The organism is Streptococcus oralis subsp. dentisani, from assembly GCF_002096685.1.
GTDB lineage: Bacteria > Bacillota > Bacilli > Lactobacillales > Streptococcaceae > Streptococcus > Streptococcus oralis_AD.
Genome location: NZ_NCVA01000041.1, coordinates 174901 through 194292 on the forward strand (window position 1 = coordinate 174901; position 19392 = coordinate 194292).

Consider the following 19392-nt stretch of genomic DNA (forward strand, 5'->3'; position numbering starts at 1 on the left):
ACGATATTATCTCTTACATGCTTACTACATGTAACAATTCTTTAGATAAATGGCTAGATCATTTGCAATGTCAAAACAATGTATTCAATTCAATATTTAGCAGAAGTATTACTACTCTTAGTCAGAATGGAAATATAGCAAAATATGACCATTATCTATTATACTATGTATCCTCTCAGGGTCAAGTATTTTGCCTGTTTATTTTTATTTATCAAACAATTTATTTAATGCATATATTTTTTGGTTTCTTGATCTTGAAATTGCAAATTTTATTTATCTCTGGTGAACAATAAAAAGGATATTGAGTCCAAAACTCAACATCCTTTTACTAATTGCCTTTAAAGGCATCGACCATTACCTGAAATTCTTCATTTGAAAGAGTGATTCCTTTGCCCATTTTGGTATGATCAGGGCTCCAAGAACGAATATCAAACTTTGCTGGTGCTCCATTAAAGCTGACTCGGTTTAATTCCTTGGTCCATCCTTTCTCATTTTCAGACAAGGTCAGTAAGTGTTCTTCGATTTCAAATGTAAATTCTGCCATTTTAACTCCTTTACGTGATATGCTTTCTATAGTCTATTCGTAAAATCTTGTAGATTTTACGAAAATTTTATATAATATGATTATATAAGAGGGGAGAAGCCTATGAGATATACATTCAAGCATGTCTTAGATAAGATACAAGACTTTCTCAGTGGACATGATGAACGAGATTATTCTGAAAACGACTCCCTTATTAGCAAAATTGAACAAGCCATCCAGAAAAAGGCGGCTGTTCATGTGATACTTGCTGAGACGAGTTTTACGGGTGATATTGTCAAATATGATACCAGCCGTAAGCAGATTATTGTCAAAAATTTCACTAGAAATGTGACACGTATTATTCGGATTGGTGACATCAGGAGAATCCGTTTTGTCCCTTCTACAGTAGAAAAGGCACAGAAAAGTCTATTTAAGAAAGAGTGAGATGTTCATTGCATCCCACTCTTTTTCTTAACGGATTTGTTCAAAATGAAGGTGAACTGCGATGTGGTCACCGTACCCACTTCTCTCCAAATCACGTTGCAAGCGATAAGAGATATAGTGCTCTGCAATGGTAATGTAACCTGCTCCCAGCAAACGATTTTCAACCATTGATTGAATCATACTGATAGTCGCACGTTCTACTTTTGCTTCTTCTAAGTCCAAGACTACTTTTTTAGTGACTTGAGCTAGGTTTTGACGTAAATCGTCTGTCAAAACATAAACTGTCTGAGCCGCTTTTAGGACAGCTTGGTAAATTTTATCTGGATCAAAGTCGGCAACTTCTCCGTTACGTTTGATTACTTGCATAAGGTTCTCCTTTATTCTTTGTTTTCTTTGATTTCTGCCAGCATCTTTTCTTCTTCTGCTGTCAGTTGGTAGTTTTCTAGCAAGTCAGGTCTGCGCTCGTAGGTTTTCTTTAAGCTCTCATAAAGCCGCCACTGGCGAATCTTCTCATGATGGCCACTCATGAGTACATCTGGTACTACCATGCCTCGATAGTCATAAGGACGTGTGTATTGAGGATATTCGAGCAATCCCGAAGAAAAACTATCGTCTTGGTGACTAGATTCCTTGCCAATCACTTCAGGAATCAAGCGAACCGTAGCATCAATCATGGTCATAGCTGCCAATTCCCCACCAGTCAGGACATAATCTCCTAAGGAAATCTCATCCGTTACCAAGGTCTTGATGCGCTCGTCATACCCTTCATAGTGACCGCAGATAAAGATCAGTTCCTCTTCTTTGGCCAAATCCTCAGCGTACGCTTGATCGAACTGTTTCCCAGCAGGATCGAGAAGAATGACGCGGGGATTTTTCTTTTCAATGGCATCAAAGGCATCGAAAATAGGTTGGGCACGGAGCAACATCCCCTGACCACCTCCGTAAGGCTCATCGTCAACATGACGGGCTTTTTCAGCGTATTCTCTGAAATTATGGTACTGGATATCCAAGAGCCCCTTTTCTCGAGCCTTTCCAACAATCGAGTGTTCCAGTGGAGAAAACATCTCAGGAAAGAGGGTCAAAATATCAATCTTCATCGTCTAATCCTTCTAAGATGTCCACATCGACCCGTTTATTTGGAATATCAACATTAAGAACTACTGGCGGAATGTAAGGCAAGAGTAGGTCGCGTTTTCCTTTTCTCTTGACCACCCAGACATCATTGGCACCTGGTTGTAGAATCTCCTTGATAGTTCCAATCAGGTTGTCTCCCTCGTAAACTTCCAAACCGATAATCTCGTGATAGTAGAATTCTCCATCGTCTAAGTCATTTAGGTCTTCTTCAGCAACCTTGAGACTGTAACCCTTGTATTTTTCAATCGCATTGATATGGTACATGTCTTTGAATTTGATAATGTCAAAGTTCTTCTGTTTACGGTGGCTAGCGATGGTCACTGTTTGAACAAACTGATCTTTTTCATCAAATAAAGCCAGTTCTGCCCCTTTTTTAAAACGTTCCTCAGCAAAATCCGTCACAGACAAGACTCTCATCTCACCCTGTAGCCCCTGCGTATTAACGATTTTTCCAACATTAAAGTAGTTCATCTTGTCTCCTGTATCTATTTCTATCCTTTATTTTATCACGTTCCAGGGATTTTCACAAGTTGGAGAAAATCAGCTATAATCCCAAAATTGCTAGTAGTTTCCTCTTTAATGTTAATTTATATTTGAAAGAAGAAATATTTATATTCCCGTTATACATATTACTATAAAATGTATACTCCCCAATTTGACCTTGACTTGTCTTCCATTTCATTCTTAAACTAGGTATAGTCTCAGGTAAATTTGTATGAATCAATAGGCATGTATAATTTTTTAAATTTTTAACTGTATGTATTTTATCTTGAACGACTAAACTATTACTTTTTGAATCATAGATTAAAGAATAAAATTCTACAATTTCAATATCAACTTCTTTTGGATAAAAAATCAAATGATTATAATGTTTATTATTTTTATTATGTTTAAACTCATAAATATGATGAAATCGCGTATGTAAGGAATCAAATTCGATTGGTTTAATTGTCTGAATTTCGATATTATTAATATAGGCCTTATTCTGGAAACTAATTTTTAAAATTACACCGATAAAAGTCGAAATCTGTATAATTCGCAATAACCAATCGATATACATCGCCCAGTCTATTTTTAAAAAATAGTCAGTGTCCATTATTTCTCAAATCTCCCTCCAAAAAACTTTCCAAATCTCGTTCATGCTGGTACTTAATGGCAGCTTTTTTATCTTTATCAAAGATAGTTTTGGTTAGGTCAATATCGTTGATAGCCGCGATTGCAACCGTGTAGTGAATAATATCAGCCAGTTCTTTGGCTAGTTCCTCATTTGAGTCTTGGACACCCTCTTTTCGACCAGAGCGCCCATTCAAGACCTCGGCTACTTCTCCGACTTCCTCCACTAGCTTGATAAAGAGGCCTTCCTCAGTTCGAGACTGCTGGTAATGTTCGAGTAAGTAGGCTTGTAATTGTCTAAACGTTAAATCTTTCATCTTCTGCTCTCCAAAAAAAAAAGCGAGACATCTGTCCCGCTTTTTTATTTTTCATCGATAACGATTCTTACTTTTTTGTCTTCAGTTGGGACAGAGTAGACAATCGTTCTTATCGCTGAGATAGTGCGACCCTTACGACCGATAACACGACCAACGTCGCTTTGATCAAGATCCAAATGATATTCCAAAAATTCAGGTGTATCTTCAATCTTGATAGTTAAGGCATCTGGTTGTGAAATCAAGGGTTTCACAATCGCAATAATGAGATTTTCAATCGTATCCATCTGTCAACCTACTTTAAACTTATTTTGAGAATTTAGAATCGTGGAATTTTTTCAATACGCCTTCTTTTGAAAGAATGTTGCGTACTGTATCTGAAGGTTGAGCTCCATCAGCCAACCATGCAAGAACGCGGTCTTCTTTCAAAGTCACTTGGTTTTCAGCAACAAGTGGGTTGTAAGTTCCAACTGTTTCGATGAAACGTCCGTCACGTGGTGAACGTGAGTCTGCTACGTTGATACGGTAGAAAGGTTTTTTCTTAGAACCCATACGAGTCAAACGGATTTTAACTGCCATTTTTTAATGTCTCTTTTCTTATTTTTTATTTCGGTGAAATAGCTGAGCTATTTAACACATGTTCTATTATAGCAGATTTCTGACAGGTGTCAAGAAAAAAACTTGACAGAGTTTTATTTTTTTAACTACTTGAAATTTTTAGTAAAATCATTAACATTTGAAATCACCTCCCTTTTAGGGTACAATGATAGAAATGAATTTTTGAGAGGAAAACAATGAAAAAACTAGCAACTCTTCTTTTACTATCATCTATTGCCCTTGCTGGATGTACTAGTATCCAACGTGGTCTCCGTGGTGATGACTATGTCGACTCTAGTATCTCAGCTGAAGAAAGCTCAAAAGCAGCTGCTCAGGCTACCAAAGATTTGAATGATGCTTTAACAAATGAAAATGCCAACTTCCCTCAACTTTCTAAAGAAGTTGCCGAAGATGAAGCTGAGGTCATTCTCCATACAAATCAAGGCGATGTACGCATCAAACTCTTTCCAAAATTAGCACCATTAGCAGTTGAAAACTTCCTTACTCACGCTAAGGATGGCTACTATAACGGCATCACCTTCCACCGTGTTATCGATGGCTTTATGGTCCAAACTGGAGATCCTAAGGGAGATGGTACAGGTGGCCAATCCATCTGGCATGATAAGGATAAAACGAAGGATAAGGGAACTGGTTTCAAAAACGAAATTTCTCCCTACCTATACAATATCCGCGGAGCCCTTGCTATGGCTAACACTGGTCAACCAAACACCAACGGTAGCCAGTTCTTCATCAACCAAAACTCAACAGATATTTCTGCGAAACTCCCTACTAGCAAGTATCCAAAGAAAATCATCGAAGCTTATAAAGAGGGGGGAAATCCTAGCCTAGATGGCAAACATCCTGTATTTGGTCAAGTCATCGATGGCATGGATGTTGTCGACAAGATTGCCAAGGCTGAAAAAGATGAAAAAGACAAACCAACGTCTGCTATTACTATCGATAGCATCGAAGTAGTGAAGGATTATGATTTTAAATCCTAAATAACCTAAAAATACAGTATCCGCATTCGATACTGTATTTCTTTTTCCCTCATTTTTAAGTTAGCTTGTTAAAGTCCCATATTTGGTCCATCCAGCCTTCATAAAAGTCTGGTTCGTGGCAGACCATAAGAATGCTTCCCTTGTATTCTTTAAGCGCCCGTTTGAGTTCGTCCTTAGCATCCACATCTAGGTGGTTGGTCGGCTCGTCAAGTACTAAAACGTTGTTTTCACGGTTCATTAAGAGACAGAAACGCACCTTGGCCTGTTCTCCACCCGACAAAACCTGAATTTGGCTTTCGATATGCTTAGTTGTCAAACCACAACGGGCAAGGGCTGCACGGACCTCTGCTTGATTAAGGGCAGGAAAGGCATTCCAGACAGCTTCAAGAGGTGTTTGACGATTTCCACCTTCTACTTCCTGTTCAAAGTAACCAAGTTCTAGGTAGTCACCGCGTTCAACTTCCCCAGCGATTGGCGAAATAATGCCCAAGAGAGACTTCAAGAGAGTTGTTTTCCCGATACCATTTGCCCCAATAATGGCAACCTTTTGATTGCGTTCAAAGGTGAGGTTTAAGGGCTTGGTAAGAGGACGGTCATAACCAATCTGCAAGTCCTTTGCTTGGAAGATAAAACGCCCAGGGGTGCGAGCTGGTTTAAAATCAAAGAATGGTTTTGGCTTCTCACTTTGAAGTTCGATGATGTCCATCTTGTCCAGTTTCTTTTGACGGGACATGGCCATATTACGCGTTGCGACACGCGCTTTGTTTCGAGCGACAAAATCCTTGAGATCTGCAATCTCTTTCTGTTGACGTTCATAGGCCGCTTCTAACTGAGATTTCTTCATAGCATAGACTTCTTGAAACTGGTAGTAGTCACCAGAATAGCGAGTCAATTGTTGATTTTCAACATGATAGACGATATTGATTACGTCGTTGAGGAAAGGAATATCATGCGAAATAAGGACAAAGGCATTCTCATAGTTTTGAAGATAACGCTTGAGCCAGTCAATGTGTTCAGCATCCAAGTAGTTGGTTGGCTCGTCAAGCAACAAAATATCTGGTTTTTCAAGGAGAAGTTTAGCCAAAAGGACCTTGGTTCTTTGTCCACCTGATAATGCTGTTACATCCGTATCCATGCCATAGTCCATGACACCGAGAGCACGCGCTACTTCATCAATCTTAGCATCCAAAGTATAGAAGTCACGACTCTCCAAACGGTCTTGGAGTTCGCCAACTTCTTCCATAAGCGCATCGATATCGGCTCCGTCTTCCGCCATCTCCATATAGAGGTCATTGATACGTGCTTCTGCTTTAAATAGCTCATCAAAGGCCGTACGGAGCACATCACGAACAGTTTGACCTTCCTTTAGCACAGCGTGCTGGTCCAGATAGCCAGCAGTCACATATTTGGACCACTCCACCTTCCCTTCATCTGGCAACATCTTACCAGTCACGATGCTCATAAAGGTTGATTTTCCCTCACCATTGGCACCGACTAAACCGATGTGTTCTCCCTTGAGGAGACGGAAAGACACATCTTCAAAAATTGCACGGTCACCAAAACCGTGACTCAGATTTTTAACTTCTAAAATACTCATTCTAATTCCTTATCTTGTTTTTATGCAATCCTTTATAGAGGAGCCAAGCCAGATAGCCTCCCAAGGTGTTGGTCCACAAATCATCAATCTCAAAGACGCGATTAAAATCAAAGAAAAAGTCTAAGACCAGTTGCGTACACTCAATTCCCAGACTCAGTAAAAAACTGAGAAGGAGGATTTTTTTCGTTTGCCGCAAGTTTGGACAGAGATAGATTAGTTGAAAGACCAGAGGGAAAAGCAAGAAAACATTTAAAATGTTCTGCAAAAAGATCCAAAGGACTTGTCCCAAACTGGTCACTTCACCCAGATTCCAAAGGGAGTTTAAGGGAGTTAAAAGAAAAACCAGGCGTCCAAAAGTTTGAATACCTGGAGTTTCCACTCCTGCAGGAAGTTGAGGCTGGGGAGTGAAGCAAAAACAGACAATGCATAGGCTATAAACAGCCACTCCCAATCTTAAGGTTAATTCTCTTTTTTTAGTCATTTTATGGATTTACCGCTGCGACTGCCTTCTGGCGGTCACGTTTCATTGTATTGGAACGCAATTGTCCACAAGCCGCATCAATATCTGTACCATGCTCTTGACGGACGACACAATTAATCCCTTTTTTCTTGAGGGTATCATAGAAGGCCATCACCCGCTCTTTAGGACTACGGCTATATTGGTCATGTTCACTAACAGGGTTATAAGGAATCAAGTTTACATAAGATAATTTCTTGATGTTCTTTAGCAATTCAGCCAACTCCAAGGCTTGTTCAACTCCATCATTGACTTCATTCAGCATGATGTATTCAAAGGTCACACGGCGATTGGTTGTCTCGATATAGTACTCAATAGCAGCAAAGAGCTTTTCAATCGGAAAGGCACGGTTAATTTTCATGATGCTTGAGCGCAATTCATTATTGGGTGCGTGAAGGGAAACAGCCAGATTAACCTGTACACCTTCATTAGCAAAGTCACGAATTTTATGGGCCAAACCTGAGGTTGAAACTGTGATGTGACGAGCACCGATAGCCATCCCCTTGTCATCATTGATGGTACGGACGAAATTCAAGACATTGTTGTAGTTATCAAATGGTTCACCAATTCCCATGACAACGATATGACTAACACGCTCGTCCTGACCACGCTCATCAAAATATTTCTGAACCAGCATGATCTGCGCTACAATTTCACCGTTATTAAGGTCGCGTTGCTTCTTAATCAAACCAGAGGCACAGAAGGTACAGCCGATATTGCAGCCGACCTGAGTGGTCACACAGACTGACAGTCCGTAGTGTTGACGCATCAGTACTGTCTCAATCAACATGCCATCTGGCAACTCGAAAAGATACTTAACAGTACCGTCAGCCGACTCTTGCACGATGCGTTGTTTCAATGGATTTACCACAAACTGCTCATTGAGCTTAGCAATCAAATCCTTGGAAAGATTGGTCATTTCTTCAAATGACTGGACACGTTTACGGTAAAGCCATTCCCAGATTTGATCTGCTCGGAATTTCTTTTCTCCTTGTTCTAATACCCATTCTTGCATGGTTTGACGTGTTAAACTATAAATAGACGGTTTCATCTCTTCTCCTTATTCTCTATCTATTTCTGACGAATGACAAAATGGCGCTGTCCCTTGTCCTCTTTCTGAGACTTTTGGTCCTTATGACGACGTCTATTTCTCTTATCCGCATTTGGTTTTCTCTTGTTTTGCGAAGGTTTCTTTCCTCTTCTAGGAAGGTTTTCCTCTTCCTTTTTACGCATTTTCTTGTCAAATGACGCACGCTTAGGTGCTTGGTTTTCTAGGACAAAATAAGCACAACCATAACTACAGTACTCCAAAAGATAATCTTGTAAGCGACTGATTTTTTCAATTTTTTCCTCTGTTCGATCGTCTTTGTAAAAACCGCGTAGGCGAAGCTGTTCATTGCTCCAGTCTCCCACGACATAATCAAACTTGGTCAACACTTCTGAAAAGCGTTGATTAAAGACTGTCACATCGAAAGCATCCTTGATATTTTCAACCAAGGTAAAAGCAATCCCTTCAGTCTCAACCTTATCCCCATTTACCTGAAATTCTGGGCCAGGAAACTTGTTATAATTGTATAATTCAGGTGCAATTTCTTTACGCATAGTCTTCCTTTTCCACGATTACTTAACACTCTATTTTACCATATTTTCTAGCAGTTAGCACGTTTCTCATAAAAATGAAAAAAGTCTGACGATTCTGTCAGACTTCTGCCTTATAAACCAAAAAAGAGAAGATTGACTCTTCCCTCTATATTTTTATTTAGCTGCTGCGTAAAGCTCATCTACTTTGTTCCAGTTAATCACTGAGAAGAAAGCTTTGATGTAGTCAGGACGAACGTTACGGTATTTCACGTAGTAAGCATGTTCCCAAACGTCCAAGCCCAAGATTGGTTTTTTACCTTCTGAGATTGGTGTGTCTTGGTTTGCTGTTGAAGTCACTTCAAGATTCCCTTCTTTGTTGACAACCAACCAAGCCCATCCAGAACCAAAGCGAGTTGTAGCTGCTGCTGTAAAGGCTGCTTGGAACTCTTCAAATGAACCAAAAGTTGCATCGATTGCTGCTGCAAGTTCTGCTGATGGAGCTATTTTCTCAGGAGTCATCAATTCCCAGAAAAGAGCGTGGTTCAAGTGTCCACCACCATTGTTGATAAGTGCTTGACGGATATCAGCTGGGATAGAGTCTACATCGGCAAGCAAAGCTTCAAGGTCTTCACCGATTTCAGGGTGTTTTTCAAGAGCCGCATTTGCATTGTTGACATAAGTTTGGTGGTGTTTGTCATGGTGCAAGTGCATTGTTTCTGCATCGATGTATGGTTCCAAAGCATCGTATGCGTATGGAAGGTCTGGTAAGATAATAGCCATCTGTAATACCTCTTTTTCTTTCTATATGAAAATGATAACGCAATCATCCTCTTTTTTCAAGTTTTTTGCTCAATTTGCTTCTGCCGCGATCTGCAAAAGTGCCTTTTCAAACAAGTAACTTTTTTCATAGACACCTGTCTTAATCTGGTAGTCTGTTTCAATCAAATAAGAAATCGCTCGCTTGAGAAAGGCCAAGGAAATCCCTCTAGAATCTCTCAATGCAAACTTGATTTGATAAGGATTAGGATTGCGCCCCAAGTAAGTTCCCAGACTGCTTGCGATCTGCGATTCCGTCTGACCAGTATCTGATAAAATCTTCACTTGGGTAAAGGTACGAAGCTGTCCTAACATGACAGCTATGAGCTTGATTTCGTCTTCCCCTTGCAAGGTCAAGTCTCTAACCAAGTCGCGCGCCTGGTCGATCTTTTTGCCCAAGATAAGCTGAGTCAAATCAAAAATATTGTCCTGCAGGGTCTTTGGAATAGCCTCGACAATGTCCTTCTCCTCAATCACGCCGTCTGATTTATAAGACTGTAAAAAAAGGAGGTTTTTCTGGATTTCACTAAATTGAAAACCAGATTTGAGAAGTAGATTTTCAAAGGATTGCCCCACAAACTGCAGACCTTGTGTCTGACTCCATTTTTGGAAATACTGGCGCAGTTCTTGTTCCTTGGGTTCAATAGCATCAAATACAGTCGCATCTCGTTTGAGCAATTTGACCAGCCGTCTTTTACTATCTAACTTTCCTTCAGCAAAAATCAACAACTTGGTTGTTGGCGAAGGGTTATCAAGGTATGCCTCAAACGAATTGAGCTCATCATCTGTTAAAAAGCGTTTCTTAGCTGTTGTGATATCGACAAAATGGTCTAATATCACGATTTTTTCATCCGCAAAGAAAGGGAGACTGACCAGCTCCAACTCTAAGTCTTTATAAGCTACTTCTTTCATATCAAAGTAAGCAAAGTTAAGATCAGCGGGATCATAACCAATCTGTTTCAGCACTTGACTCTTCATAACTTCAAACTGACCCTGGTCTGTCCCTGTGAATAGGCTCAGGCTAGATAAATTTGATAAAGTCAACTTTTGACTGTCTTCTATGGCTATCATCTTCTCTCCTTTCTTCTGATTTTTCTATTTAATTTAGCCAATATAGCGCAATTTCCCACGGAAATCTTCTAGGCTCTCATACCCTTTTTCCACCATAATAGCTTTCAATTCATTGGTAATGCGCTCAAAAGCTCCAACGCCTTCCTTGTGGAGCGTCGTTCCTACTTGCACCATACTTGCACCACAGAGGATATGTTCAAAGGCATCACGACCCGTTAGAACACCACCCGTTCCGATGATTTGGATTTGAGGATTTAAACGTTGGTAAAAGGCGTGTACATTCGCTAGAGCAGTTGGTTTGATATACTCTCCACCAATCCCCCCAAAACCATTTTTAGGACGAATCACGACCGACTCGTCTTCTATATAAAGGCCGTTTCCGATAGAGTTAACACAGTTGACAAACTTGAGCGGGTACTTGTTGAAAATAGCTGCCGCTTGATCAAAGTGAACAATATCAAAATATGGTGGCAATTTGATCCCAAGAGGTTTGGTAAAGTAGGCAAATACCTCTGACAAAATCCGGTCTGTTGTCTCAAAATCATAGGCAATCTGAGGTTTTCCTGGAACATTTGGGCAAGAGAGATTAAGCTCTGTCAGTCCTTTAAACTCACTCTCTTGAACTTTTTTCAAGATGGTATGTGTTTCTTCTGGAGACATGCCAACTAAAGATAGAAAGAAAGTACGGTTTGGCTCTTTTTCCTGCAAGTCCAAAAGATAGTCCAAATAATAGTCTAAGCCATTATTTGGCAAACCCATAGAATTGATGGAGCCAAGTGGAACATCCTGGTAACGTGGTTCAGGATTTCCCTGACGAAAGTCCAAGGTCGCAGTCTTCGTAACAAAAGTACCCGCCGCTGAGTTTTTGACCCCTTCAAGTTCCTCTACCGTCATACAAGCCACACCCGCTGCATTCATCAAGCAATTATCAAACTCAAAGCCAGCTATTTGTGTTTTTGTTGATACCATGATTCTAATCCTCCAGATTCCTTTTATTTTTAATATTATACCATACTTTAAGATTTTCTCTTTGAGAAACTAATTTCTATATAAAACGTTCGGTTTTGTAAATTGAAAGAATTTTTTGAAAATTTCTGTTTTTTTCTTTACACTCAAAAAAAATTCTGCTATAATGGCTCATGTAATAAAATATAACAACAAAAAGGAGAACGATATGACATCTGCTAAAGACTATATCCAAAGCGTGTTTGCAACTGTGAAAGCTCGTAACGGGCATGAGGCTGAATTTCTCCAGGCGGTTGAAGAATTCTTCAGCACTTTGGAACCTGTATTTGAAAAACATCCCGAGTATATCGAAGAAAACATCTTGGCACGCATCACTGAGCCTGAGCGCGTGATTTCTTTCCGTGTTCCTTGGGTTGACCGTGAAGGTAAAGTCCAAGTGAACCGTGGTTACCGTGTTCAATTCAACTCAGCTGTTGGACCATATAAAGGCGGACTTCGTTTCCACCCAACTGTAAACCAAGGGATCTTGAAATTCCTTGGCTTCGAACAAATCTTTAAAAACGTCTTAACTGGACTTCCAATCGGTGGAGGTAAAGGTGGATCAGACTTCGATCCTAAAGGTAAGACTGATGCTGAAGTGATGCGCTTCTGCCAAAGCTTCATGACTGAATTGCAAAAATACATCGGACCATCACTTGACGTACCTGCTGGTGATATCGGTGTTGGAGGACGTGAAATTGGTTACCTTTACGGACAATACAAACGTCTTAACCAATTTGATGCGGGTGTCTTGACTGGTAAACCTCTTGGATTTGGTGGTAGCTTGATTCGTCCAGAAGCAACTGGTTATGGATTGGTTTACTACACTGAAGAAATGCTCAAAGCTAATGGTAACAGTTTTGCTGGTAAGAAAGTGGTAATTTCAGGTTCTGGTAACGTAGCTCAATATGCTCTTCAAAAAGCGACTGAACTTGGCGCTACTGTTATCTCTGTATCTGACTCAAACGGTTATGTCATCGACGAAAACGGAATTGACTTTGATCTTTTGGTTGATGTTAAAGAAAAACGCCGTGCTCGTTTGACTGAGTATGCAGCTGAGAAAGCAACTGCTACTTACCATGAAGGTTCTGTATGGACTTACGCTGGAAACTACGACATCGCTCTTCCATGTGCGACTCAAAACGAAATCAACGGCGACGCAGCTAAACGTTTGGTTGCTCAAGGCGTTATCTGTGTATCTGAAGGTGCTAACATGCCTAGTGACCTTGATGCGATTAAAGTCTACAAAGAAAACGGAATCCTTTACGGACCTGCCAAAGCTGCTAACGCTGGTGGTGTAGCTGTATCAGCGCTTGAAATGAGCCAAAACAGCCTTCGCCTCTCATGGACCCGTGAAGAAGTTGACGGCCGCCTCAAAGACATCATGACAAACATCTTCAACACAGCTAAAACAACTGCTGAAACATACGGTCTTGGTACTGACTACCTTGCAGGAGCTAATATTGCTGCCTTTGAAAATGTAGCAAACGCTATGATTGCACAAGGTATTGTTTAATTAGTCGATACATCCTATCGGAGGACAAATGATGAACTTACGGCCGATGGAAGTGAGAGACAATCCAGCTGTAGCGCAACTCATTCGAGCTAGCCTAGAAGAATTCGGGCTTGACAAACCAGGAACTGTCTACTTTGATTCTCATCTAGATCATTTGGCCGACTACTATCAACAGCAAGAGAGAGCAGCTTACTTTATTCTGGAAGATGAAGGTCAGCTGGTTGGCTGTGGTGGCTTTGCACCTGGTGTCTGATAAGATTGCTGAATTACAAAAACTGTATGTCACTAAAAATAGCCGTGGCAAAGGTTATTCCAGCAGGTTGATAAAGCGGATATTCCAGGAAGCCCGTCTAGCAGGTTATGAACAGCTTTATCTAGAGACCTCTACTAAACTGGCTACGGCCGTGTCCATCTATCAGCACTATGGTTTTACAGCATTGCAAGAACCACTTTCTAACGCCGCTGGCCACCCTGCTATGAATATCTGGATGATAAAATTCCTCTTATCAGATGAATAGATATTAGTATACTCTGGTCGTCTCGAGGACATCCTGACCAAGAACCACAACACAGCTAAAACAACTTTTAACAATGTAGCCAAGGCTATGATAGTAAAGGTATTGTTTCAATTTATTTTTCAATTCCCAATCACTCTGATTGGGGATTTTTATATTGGTTTTAAAAAAGCCCACTATTTCTAATAGTAAGCTTAAAAATCAAAATTCACTTTACTTCTACTAAGGCAAAAGACAGGCATTCAACAATTTCATTTACTGCTTCATCTATGTCTAGGACCTCATTATTATTCAACATCATTGGAAGAGCATAAGAAAGACTCAAAGCTAAAATATAGCGAACAATTCTTTCATTTGACCAATCTCGGATAACACCTTTTTCTTTAAACTGATTCAGAACTGGACTAATTGGCCTAATGATAGAGTGAATAATAACATTCCCTAACTGGTCAGAAATAGTTTTATCAATAAAAGAACGACTCAAGAGAATTTTAACTTGCATTTGATTCTTCTGAATGAAAACTAGTCTATCTCGAACAATGCTTCTCAAAAATAGCGGAAAAGACTCTTGGTTTGCTGTAAATTTCTTCTCAGAAAAATCAGCAATCACATCTGGAATAACCTGTTCTAGAAAAGTAGATAAAATGGCTTCTAAAATACCTTCCTTTGTTTTAAAGTAACTAAAAACAGTTCCTTCTGACACTCCAGCTCGTTCGGCAATAAGGCTGGACGTTGTATTTTCAAACCCAATTTCTGAGAATAATTTTAAGCTTGATAATAATACTCGACGTTGTTTCAAGCTCAAGTTGCTAGCTTCTAACGTCTGAGCATACTTTTGTTCTAAACTTTCCATCGCTAGCACCTCTATTCTAATCTCTTACTTTTACGACTTTTTTGCCTCGACTGTGTCCCATTTTCAGACTTCGATAGGCTTCTCTAACTGACTTTAGAGAAAAGTTATACACTTGATCAATTTTCAGCTGAACCTTCCCGTCTGAGACCATTTCAGCTAAAGTTCTAAAATCATCGTATGTGGAATGTCTCGGACCAGTAAACTGAGCACCTTTTATCATAACATAGGGTGAAGGTACTAATGTCCCAATAGCTGTCCCTTTCAAGCCTAAACTAAAAGCCAATCTAACATAATCAGATCCATAGCAATCCAAAAATTTTGTAATAGGCGTTGTACTAGCTGATAGAAGAGCCTTCTTGATATTCTCTTCGTAACTTACTGGTATGGCACCTAAAGACTTCAGATACTCTGCATTTTTCTTACTTGCTATTCCGATCACTGTCGCCCCCTTAGCAACTGCATACTGTACTGCAATACTTCCAATACCTCCTGCTGCAGCTGAAATAACAACAGTATCTCTTGAATTTAAACCGATTCTTCTAAAAGCCCCACCCACAGTTAGAGAAGCTACTCCCATAGTAGCTGCGTGAGTCATGTCGATCATCTCTGGCTTCAACACAATTTCTGATTCATTGACACAAATTTCTGTTGCCAAAGCTCCCCTCTTGGTGCCTAATCCAGGGTCACTGATCATTGTTCCAAAAACCTTATCCCCTACTGCAAACCGACTTACTCCTTCACCAACTTCTGTGATAACTCCAGCAAAATCCCGACCAATACCTCTTGGAAAAAGAGATGCTTTTGACTCAAACCAACGACTTGGCCTCCTTAGTTTCGTCATAAAAGATAGAAAACGAAGTGGCTTTGCACCCTCAAAAGTTTTATAATCAATAGGATTTAAACCAACTGCATAAACTTCTACCCTAACTTGATTCACTTTCAAAGAATCAGATTTAATGTTCACTAAATCTAACACTTCTTCATCACCGAAACGACTATATTGTATTGCTTGAACAACCATTGTATGAACTCCTTTACACATCTACATAATTGAGTGAGCGCTCAATCATTTTTCTCGATTATACACTTATTCTTCATAGATTTCAACTATACTGTTTCCAAAACTTTTAACTAAGTTAGCTGCTCATGATAAAAATAGAGCTATTTTCCCTTATGAAAGATTATCAAACTAGAACTCAAAGAAATCCGACTGCTTATAAAAGCAGCCAGATTTTTATATATCTAATTTTTCAAAAAATTTGCCTGTTGACTGCTTTTCTTTTAACTTCTCCAGCAGCTCATTTTCCAGAAAAGGACTTAGTTCATCAAATTCTTGGCAAACCTTAAAAACCGTCTCTCTATCCATCTGACCATAAGCTAATTCGTAATAGTCCTTATTATGATGCCAGTTCTGGTCATAGTTGACGTCTGTACGTTGGTAGTAAACAATGTTTTGCTTCGGAGTCAGATAAAGCTTCTGCGTCAGAATGCTTTTCTGATCTTTGGACAGCTTGCTACGACTGAAAATCTTAACACCTTGAAAAATCTTGTGCTCATGAATACCTTGATTTGTGACTTTCAATTCAACTCTTTTATAGTACATATAGTCACCTCCAGAAATTACTTTCATTATATCAGATTCTGGCAGATTATCAAGCCAAAGTGTCATTTCCAAAAGTCTTTAGTCGCCTCTAAAATCTGTTCCGTTGGTGTCACAGTTGCTTCAATAATAGTCTTGCCAGTCTTTTTCAGATAGGCTTGTATCAGATGATAACCATAAGCATAGCCTGCAGCATAGGGCATTCCAACCGGTATTTGACCTTGAATCTCAGCAATTTCATCACCGTAAAGATAAGGAGCCATTTCCGCCATACCCGTTAGCTGAAGCTGACTTGAGATGATGGGCTTAATCTTTTCTAACTGCTCGGAACTAGTTGAAGTGACCCAAGGCCCGATGAGCTCTTTTCCATAGAGCTCAGCAGCAAAAGACTCTGCCAATCCTTCACTGACTACCCAGTCGGCTAGTGTCGTCTGCTGGTTCCATTTGATAAATTGGAAGCGGACATTGTGGTTGCACTCGTGGGCCAACGCAGCCTGCACACGTGGTAAAGTATAGTCATTCGGCAGCAGACTAAGCATGAGGTAGCCTGAAATTCCGCCATCTCCGCTGTATCCCTTATTAAGCTGTAGCATAGGTTTTTCTGGATTGCCCAGTAAAATAGTAAAATGGTAATCCTCAACCTCTAAGTCATAGCCAGCTTGCTTAAAAAGACCGATACTCCTTTTAATGGTATCTTGGCAGTCTTGCCAGAGTTGATAAGAGCTCAGAGCGTCAATAGATGGTCTATCTTTTTCTGAGAGAGTTGAGGGTAACTGATTCATAAAACCAAGTAGAAAAAGAGCATCAAATCCTCCAGGATACTTTGCTTTCAGAGGAATGTGTTGCGTTTGGTATTTCGTATCAGAAGGTGCTAACATGCCTAGTGACCTTGACGCGATTAAAGTCTACAAAGAAAACGGAATCCTTTACGGACCTGCCAAAGCTGCCAACGCTGGTGGTGTAGCTGTATCAGCGCTTGAAATGAGCCAAAACAGCCTTCGCCTTTCATGGACACGTGAAGAAGTTGATGGACGTCTCAAAGATATCATGACCAACATCTTTAACACAGCTAAAATAACTGCTGAAACATACGGTCTTGGTACAGACTACCTTGCAGGTGCCAATATCGCTGCCTTCGAAAACGTAGCCAACGCTATGATTGCACAAGGTATTGTCTAAGAAATATGCTAAAAACCTCAATCAAAACGATCGAGGTTTTTTTGAAGCTTCATCTTCTATCAAAACTTCTTCTTCCATAGCATTTTTTATTTTTTTGCCCAAAGATAATAACGTTTCTACATCAGAGGGTTTGCTTGTCCCGAGAGGATTCCAAGTAGAAGATGATAAATTTTCATATTCCTTAGACCGAACTCGAAATTTAATGTTATCCCCCTTGGTGTCTATGTCTACATTTAAGGCTCTCGCCCTCAGTTTAGGCTCCTTATTTTTTATCCTACAGAAAATAACTTCTCCTGATACAATCTCCTTTCCATTACACCAAATCCTAATATTTCTTCCAGATAATTCTACGACAAAATTCTTCACTAGACTACCTTGTATTTTTTTAATTAAAAGAAAACTAATACCAAAAAATACTAATACTATCATATAAAGAAAAAGAGGTTGTGATTTAAAAAAATCATTCAGTTTTAAATAGAATATAGCCAACTGTATTCCCAATACAGGAAGCATGAGGAACATGGGAAAAAGGATACCAATTATTATATCTGATTTTGCTGTTGTCGCTGTAAATTCATATCTTTCCATCAATATCACCTTTATAACATTTCCTTTTTATAGGACATTAATCCCATACTAAGACGGATGCATCAGGGAGTTCAATCTCCCTTTCCCCTAGCAAAGATAAATTTTGAACTATTCTAAGGATATTGTACCACTATTTCTGCAAAAAATACCTTAGCAAACATAATCTCCTTCCACAGATACATCATCGCTTTATCGAGCGTTGGAGTTTGATTGACATGGTTCTCTAATCAAACTCCAGAACTTTATGATGAAAATCTTATGGAACAACTGGAGACACTTTATAAATTTTCTCTTTTCAATTATAAAAAAAACCGCTAATCCTAAGAATAGCGGTTTTATATGTTTTTTAAGCTACTAATGTAGTTGCTCTATTATTTAAGAGTAACTGAAGCTCCAGCTTCTTCCAATTTAGCTTTGATTTCTTCAGCTTCTGCAGTTGGAACGCCTTCTTTGATGACACCTGGTGCACCATCAACAAGTTCTTTAGCTTCTTTAAGTCCAAGACCAGTGATTTCACGTACAGCTTTGATAACGCCAACTTTTTTGTCACCAGCAGCTGTCAATTCAACGTCAAATGAATCTTTAGCAGCACCAGCGTCAGCAGCACCAGCTGCAGCTACAGCTACAGGAGCAGCTGCAGTTACACCAAATTCTTCTTCGATAGCTTTTACAAGGTCGTTCAATTCAAGGATTGAAGCTTCTTTAATTTCAGCAATAATGTTTTCAATGTTCAATGCCATTGTTATTTCCTCCAAATAAGTTTTTAATTATAATAGTTTTTTCGTAGCTAGGCTACGCTGCGTAGCTTAGGATTAAGCTGCGTCTTCTTTGTTGTCTGCAACCGCTTTGACTGCAAGAGCAACGTTGCGCACTGGCGCTTGAAGTACAGAAAGGAGCATAGAAAGAAGTCCTTCGCGGTTTGGAAGAGTTGCAAGAGCAACGATTTCTTCTTTAGATGCGACAGCGCCTTCGATTGCACCACCTTTGATTTCAAGTGCTTCAGCGTTTTTAGCAAAATCGTTCAAGATTTTCGCTGGTGCGATAACATCTTCGTTAGAAAATGCTACTGCAGATGGTCCAACAAATACTGATGCAAGATCTTCAAGACCAGCTTTTTCAGCTGCACGACGCAAGATTGAGTTTTTAATGACTTTATACTCAACTTCGCTTCCACGAAGCTCACGACGAAGAACTGTATCTTGCTCAACTGTCAAACCACGAGCGTCTACCACGACGATAGATGCAGCAGCTTTCATTTTTTCAGCTACTACGTCAACTAGTTCCGCTTTTTTAGCAATAATTGCTTCACTCATTAGTGTGTTCACCTCCGTAATTATTTTGCTTGGGATATTTTTCCAAAAGAAAAACGCGCCCAAACCTAGACACGAAAGTACAATACGCTTCTTTTTACATGATACGTTTTGTCCT

The 19392-nt window shown here is 39.7% G+C and carries 24 protein-coding genes, 3 pseudogenes and 1 other annotated feature (1 of these 28 only partly in view); of the genes and pseudogenes, 5 read left to right on the forward strand and 22 right to left on the reverse strand.

Annotation, left to right across the window (positions count from 1 at the left end; all coding sequences use genetic code 11):
- Positions 1–328: 328 nt before the first annotated feature.
- Positions 329–544: a YdbC family protein gene (locus B7705_RS07490; protein ID WP_084948770.1), complete on the reverse strand. Its 216-nt coding sequence runs from the start codon at positions 542–544 to the stop codon at positions 329–331.
- A 102-nt stretch (positions 545–646) separates the two neighbouring features.
- Here B7705_RS07490 and B7705_RS07495 point away from each other — a divergent pair, with 102 nt between their 5' ends.
- Positions 647–967, forward strand: coding sequence for a hypothetical protein (locus B7705_RS07495; protein WP_084948772.1), 321 nt, complete (start codon positions 647–649; stop codon positions 965–967).
- A 27-nt stretch (positions 968–994) separates the two neighbouring features.
- On the opposite strand, the gene B7705_RS07500 is transcribed toward B7705_RS07495, so the two are convergent.
- The 7 genes from B7705_RS07500 to rpsP form a co-directional block, all read right to left on the reverse strand.
- Positions 995–1333 (reverse strand): ATP cone domain-containing protein, encoded by a 339-nt coding sequence (locus B7705_RS07500; RefSeq protein ID WP_001196053.1) that lies wholly within the window; start codon positions 1331–1333, stop codon positions 995–997.
- Positions 1334–1344: 11 nt separating this feature from the next.
- Complete coding sequence (gene trmD, locus B7705_RS07505; protein ID WP_033585994.1) at positions 1345–2064, reverse strand: tRNA (guanosine(37)-N1)-methyltransferase TrmD; 720 nt, start codon at positions 2062–2064, stop codon at positions 1345–1347.
- The gene (gene rimM, locus B7705_RS07510; RefSeq protein WP_084948773.1) at positions 2054–2572 is read right to left on the reverse strand and encodes a ribosome maturation factor RimM; all 519 of its coding nucleotides are present in this window, start codon (positions 2570–2572) and stop codon (positions 2054–2056) included. Before rimM ends, trmD begins: the two co-directional genes overlap by 11 nt.
- Positions 2573–2645: 73 nt before the next feature.
- Positions 2646–3197, reverse strand: coding sequence for a hypothetical protein (locus tag B7705_RS07515; RefSeq protein ID WP_084948775.1), 552 nt, complete (start codon positions 3195–3197; stop codon positions 2646–2648).
- A complete protein-coding gene (locus B7705_RS07520; protein WP_084948776.1) occupies positions 3187–3531 on the reverse strand; it encodes a MazG nucleotide pyrophosphohydrolase domain-containing protein in 345 nt (114 codons plus the stop codon). Before B7705_RS07520 ends, B7705_RS07515 begins: the two co-directional genes overlap by 11 nt.
- 44 nt (positions 3532–3575) lie before the next feature.
- The gene (gene kphA / locus B7705_RS07525) at positions 3576–3815 is read right to left on the reverse strand and encodes an RNA-binding protein KphA (RefSeq protein WP_000379617.1); all 240 of its coding nucleotides are present in this window, start codon (positions 3813–3815) and stop codon (positions 3576–3578) included.
- Positions 3816–3834: 19 nt separating this feature from the next.
- Positions 3835–4107, reverse strand: a complete 273-nt coding sequence (rpsP, locus tag B7705_RS07530; protein ID WP_000268760.1) for a 30S ribosomal protein S16 — start codon at positions 4105–4107, stop codon at positions 3835–3837.
- A 215-nt stretch (positions 4108–4322) separates the two neighbouring features.
- On the opposite strand from rpsP, the gene B7705_RS07535 reads away from it, so the two are divergent.
- A complete protein-coding gene (locus B7705_RS07535) occupies positions 4323–5126 on the forward strand; it encodes a peptidylprolyl isomerase (RefSeq protein WP_084948778.1) in 804 nt (267 codons plus the stop codon).
- 55 nt (positions 5127–5181) lie between these two features.
- Here B7705_RS07535 and B7705_RS07540 read toward each other — a convergent pair whose 3' ends face one another.
- The 7 genes from B7705_RS07540 to B7705_RS07570 form a co-directional block, all read right to left on the reverse strand.
- The gene (locus B7705_RS07540; RefSeq protein ID WP_084948779.1) at positions 5182–6723 is read right to left on the reverse strand and encodes an ABC-F family ATP-binding cassette domain-containing protein; all 1542 of its coding nucleotides are present in this window, start codon (positions 6721–6723) and stop codon (positions 5182–5184) included.
- 1 nt (position 6724) lies between these two features.
- The gene (locus B7705_RS07545; RefSeq protein WP_084948780.1) at positions 6725–7204 is read right to left on the reverse strand and encodes a VanZ family protein; all 480 of its coding nucleotides are present in this window, start codon (positions 7202–7204) and stop codon (positions 6725–6727) included.
- Position 7205: 1 nt separating this feature from the next.
- Positions 7206–8291, reverse strand: coding sequence for a dual-specificity RNA methyltransferase RlmN (gene rlmN, locus B7705_RS07550; RefSeq protein WP_000804767.1), 1086 nt, complete (start codon positions 8289–8291; stop codon positions 7206–7208).
- Between the two features lie 20 nt (positions 8292–8311).
- Complete coding sequence (locus tag B7705_RS07555; RefSeq protein ID WP_084948782.1) at positions 8312–8842, reverse strand: YutD family protein; 531 nt, start codon at positions 8840–8842, stop codon at positions 8312–8314.
- A gap of 153 nt (positions 8843–8995) precedes the next feature.
- Positions 8996–9601, reverse strand: a complete 606-nt coding sequence (gene sodA, locus B7705_RS07560; RefSeq protein WP_084948783.1) for a superoxide dismutase SodA — start codon at positions 9599–9601, stop codon at positions 8996–8998.
- A 69-nt stretch (positions 9602–9670) separates the two neighbouring features.
- A complete protein-coding gene (holA, locus tag B7705_RS07565) occupies positions 9671–10708 on the reverse strand; it encodes a DNA polymerase III subunit delta (RefSeq protein WP_084948785.1) in 1038 nt (345 codons plus the stop codon).
- Positions 10709–10741: 33 nt separating this feature from the next.
- Positions 10742–11677 carry a dihydroorotate oxidase gene (locus tag B7705_RS07570; RefSeq protein WP_084948787.1) on the reverse strand — a complete coding sequence of 312 codons (936 nt, stop codon included), beginning with the start codon at positions 11675–11677 and terminating at the stop codon, positions 10742–10744.
- Between the two features lie 205 nt (positions 11678–11882).
- Here B7705_RS07570 and gdhA point away from each other — a divergent pair, with 205 nt between their 5' ends.
- A complete protein-coding gene (gene gdhA, locus B7705_RS07575; RefSeq protein ID WP_000199519.1) occupies positions 11883–13229 on the forward strand; it encodes an NADP-specific glutamate dehydrogenase in 1347 nt (448 codons plus the stop codon).
- Positions 13230–13260: 31 nt separating this feature from the next.
- Positions 13261–13747 (forward strand): annotated as a pseudogene (locus B7705_RS07580) (GNAT family N-acetyltransferase).
- 205 nt (positions 13748–13952) lie between these two features.
- On the opposite strand, the gene B7705_RS07585 reads toward B7705_RS07580, so the two are convergent.
- The 4 genes and pseudogenes from B7705_RS07585 to B7705_RS07600 all read right to left on the reverse strand — a co-directional run.
- Entirely contained in the window at positions 13953–14597 is a 645-nt protein-coding gene (locus tag B7705_RS07585) for a TetR/AcrR family transcriptional regulator (protein ID WP_084948788.1), read from the reverse strand.
- Between the two features lie 16 nt (positions 14598–14613).
- Positions 14614–15618 carry an NADP-dependent oxidoreductase gene (locus tag B7705_RS07590; protein ID WP_084948790.1) on the reverse strand — a complete coding sequence of 335 codons (1005 nt, stop codon included), beginning with the start codon at positions 15616–15618 and terminating at the stop codon, positions 14614–14616.
- Between the two features lie 213 nt (positions 15619–15831).
- Positions 15832–16200: an EXLDI protein gene (locus B7705_RS07595; RefSeq protein WP_084949225.1), complete on the reverse strand. Its 369-nt coding sequence runs from the start codon at positions 16198–16200 to the stop codon at positions 15832–15834.
- A 62-nt stretch (positions 16201–16262) separates the two neighbouring features.
- Positions 16263–17075 (reverse strand): annotated as a pseudogene (locus B7705_RS07600) (DUF2268 domain-containing putative Zn-dependent protease); the annotation flags it as partial.
- Between B7705_RS07600 and B7705_RS07605 the strand changes: the two are divergent.
- A pseudogene (locus B7705_RS07605) lies at positions 17056–17376 on the forward strand (NADP-specific glutamate dehydrogenase); the annotation flags it as partial. The pseudogenes B7705_RS07600 and B7705_RS07605 sit on opposite strands and share 20 nt — an antisense overlap.
- A gap of 21 nt (positions 17377–17397) precedes the next feature.
- On the opposite strand, the gene B7705_RS07610 reads toward B7705_RS07605, so the two are convergent.
- From B7705_RS07610 to rplJ, 3 genes are all read right to left on the reverse strand, one after another.
- Positions 17398–17964, reverse strand: a complete 567-nt coding sequence (locus B7705_RS07610) for a hypothetical protein (RefSeq protein WP_084948793.1) — start codon at positions 17962–17964, stop codon at positions 17398–17400.
- A 371-nt stretch (positions 17965–18335) separates the two neighbouring features.
- Complete coding sequence (gene rplL, locus B7705_RS07615) at positions 18336–18704, reverse strand: 50S ribosomal protein L7/L12 (RefSeq protein WP_001196962.1); 369 nt, start codon at positions 18702–18704, stop codon at positions 18336–18338.
- Positions 18705–18776: 72 nt separating this feature from the next.
- Complete coding sequence (gene rplJ, locus B7705_RS07620) at positions 18777–19277, reverse strand: 50S ribosomal protein L10 (RefSeq protein ID WP_001287274.1); 501 nt, start codon at positions 19275–19277, stop codon at positions 18777–18779.
- Between the two features lie 38 nt (positions 19278–19315).
- Positions 19316–19392, reverse strand: a sequence feature (ribosomal protein L10 leader region) (it continues 59 nt past the right edge of the window).

Coding starts and splice junctions, on each gene's coding strand:
- rplL (WP_001196962.1), bottom strand. CDS start 18,704: ATGGCATTGAACATTGAAAACATTATTGCTGAAATTAAAGAAGCTTCA.
- B7705_RS07555 (WP_084948782.1), bottom strand. CDS start 8,842: ATGCGTAAAGAAATTGCACCTGAATTATACAATTATAACAAGTTTCCT.
- B7705_RS07585 (WP_084948788.1), bottom strand. CDS start 14,597: ATGGAAAGTTTAGAACAAAAGTATGCTCAGACGTTAGAAGCTAGCAAC.
- rlmN (WP_000804767.1), bottom strand. CDS start 8,291: ATGAAACCGTCTATTTATAGTTTAACACGTCAAACCATGCAAGAATGG.
- B7705_RS07590 (WP_084948790.1), bottom strand. CDS start 15,618: ATGGTTGTTCAAGCAATACAATATAGTCGTTTCGGTGATGAAGAAGTG.
- kphA (WP_000379617.1), bottom strand. CDS start 3,815: ATGGATACGATTGAAAATCTCATTATTGCGATTGTGAAACCCTTGATT.
- sodA (WP_084948783.1), bottom strand. CDS start 9,601: ATGGCTATTATCTTACCAGACCTTCCATACGCATACGATGCTTTGGAA.
- B7705_RS07570 (WP_084948787.1), bottom strand. CDS start 11,677: ATGGTATCAACAAAAACACAAATAGCTGGCTTTGAGTTTGATAATTGC.
- B7705_RS07545 (WP_084948780.1), bottom strand. CDS start 7,204: ATGACTAAAAAAAGAGAATTAACCTTAAGATTGGGAGTGGCTGTTTAT.
- B7705_RS07500 (WP_001196053.1), bottom strand. CDS start 1,333: ATGCAAGTAATCAAACGTAACGGAGAAGTTGCCGACTTTGATCCAGAT.
- holA (WP_084948785.1), bottom strand. CDS start 10,708: ATGATAGCCATAGAAGACAGTCAAAAGTTGACTTTATCAAATTTATCT.
- B7705_RS07540 (WP_084948779.1), bottom strand. CDS start 6,723: ATGAGTATTTTAGAAGTTAAAAATCTGAGTCACGGTTTTGGTGACCGT.
- gdhA (WP_000199519.1), top strand. CDS start 11,883: ATGACATCTGCTAAAGACTATATCCAAAGCGTGTTTGCAACTGTGAAA.
- B7705_RS07595 (WP_084949225.1), bottom strand. CDS start 16,200: ATGTACTATAAAAGAGTTGAATTGAAAGTCACAAATCAAGGTATTCAT.
- rplJ (WP_001287274.1), bottom strand. CDS start 19,277: ATGAGTGAAGCAATTATTGCTAAAAAAGCGGAACTAGTTGACGTAGTA.
- B7705_RS07520 (WP_084948776.1), bottom strand. CDS start 3,531: ATGAAAGATTTAACGTTTAGACAATTACAAGCCTACTTACTCGAACAT.
- B7705_RS07610 (WP_084948793.1), bottom strand. CDS start 17,964: ATGGAAAGATATGAATTTACAGCGACAACAGCAAAATCAGATATAATA.
- trmD (WP_033585994.1), bottom strand. CDS start 2,064: ATGAAGATTGATATTTTGACCCTCTTTCCTGAGATGTTTTCTCCACTG.
- rimM (WP_084948773.1), bottom strand. CDS start 2,572: ATGAACTACTTTAATGTTGGAAAAATCGTTAATACGCAGGGGCTACAG.
- B7705_RS07515 (WP_084948775.1), bottom strand. CDS start 3,197: ATGGACACTGACTATTTTTTAAAAATAGACTGGGCGATGTATATCGAT.
- B7705_RS07535 (WP_084948778.1), top strand. CDS start 4,323: ATGAAAAAACTAGCAACTCTTCTTTTACTATCATCTATTGCCCTTGCT.
- B7705_RS07490 (WP_084948770.1), bottom strand. CDS start 544: ATGGCAGAATTTACATTTGAAATCGAAGAACACTTACTGACCTTGTCT.
- B7705_RS07495 (WP_084948772.1), top strand. CDS start 647: ATGAGATATACATTCAAGCATGTCTTAGATAAGATACAAGACTTTCTC.
- rpsP (WP_000268760.1), bottom strand. CDS start 4,107: ATGGCAGTTAAAATCCGTTTGACTCGTATGGGTTCTAAGAAAAAACCT.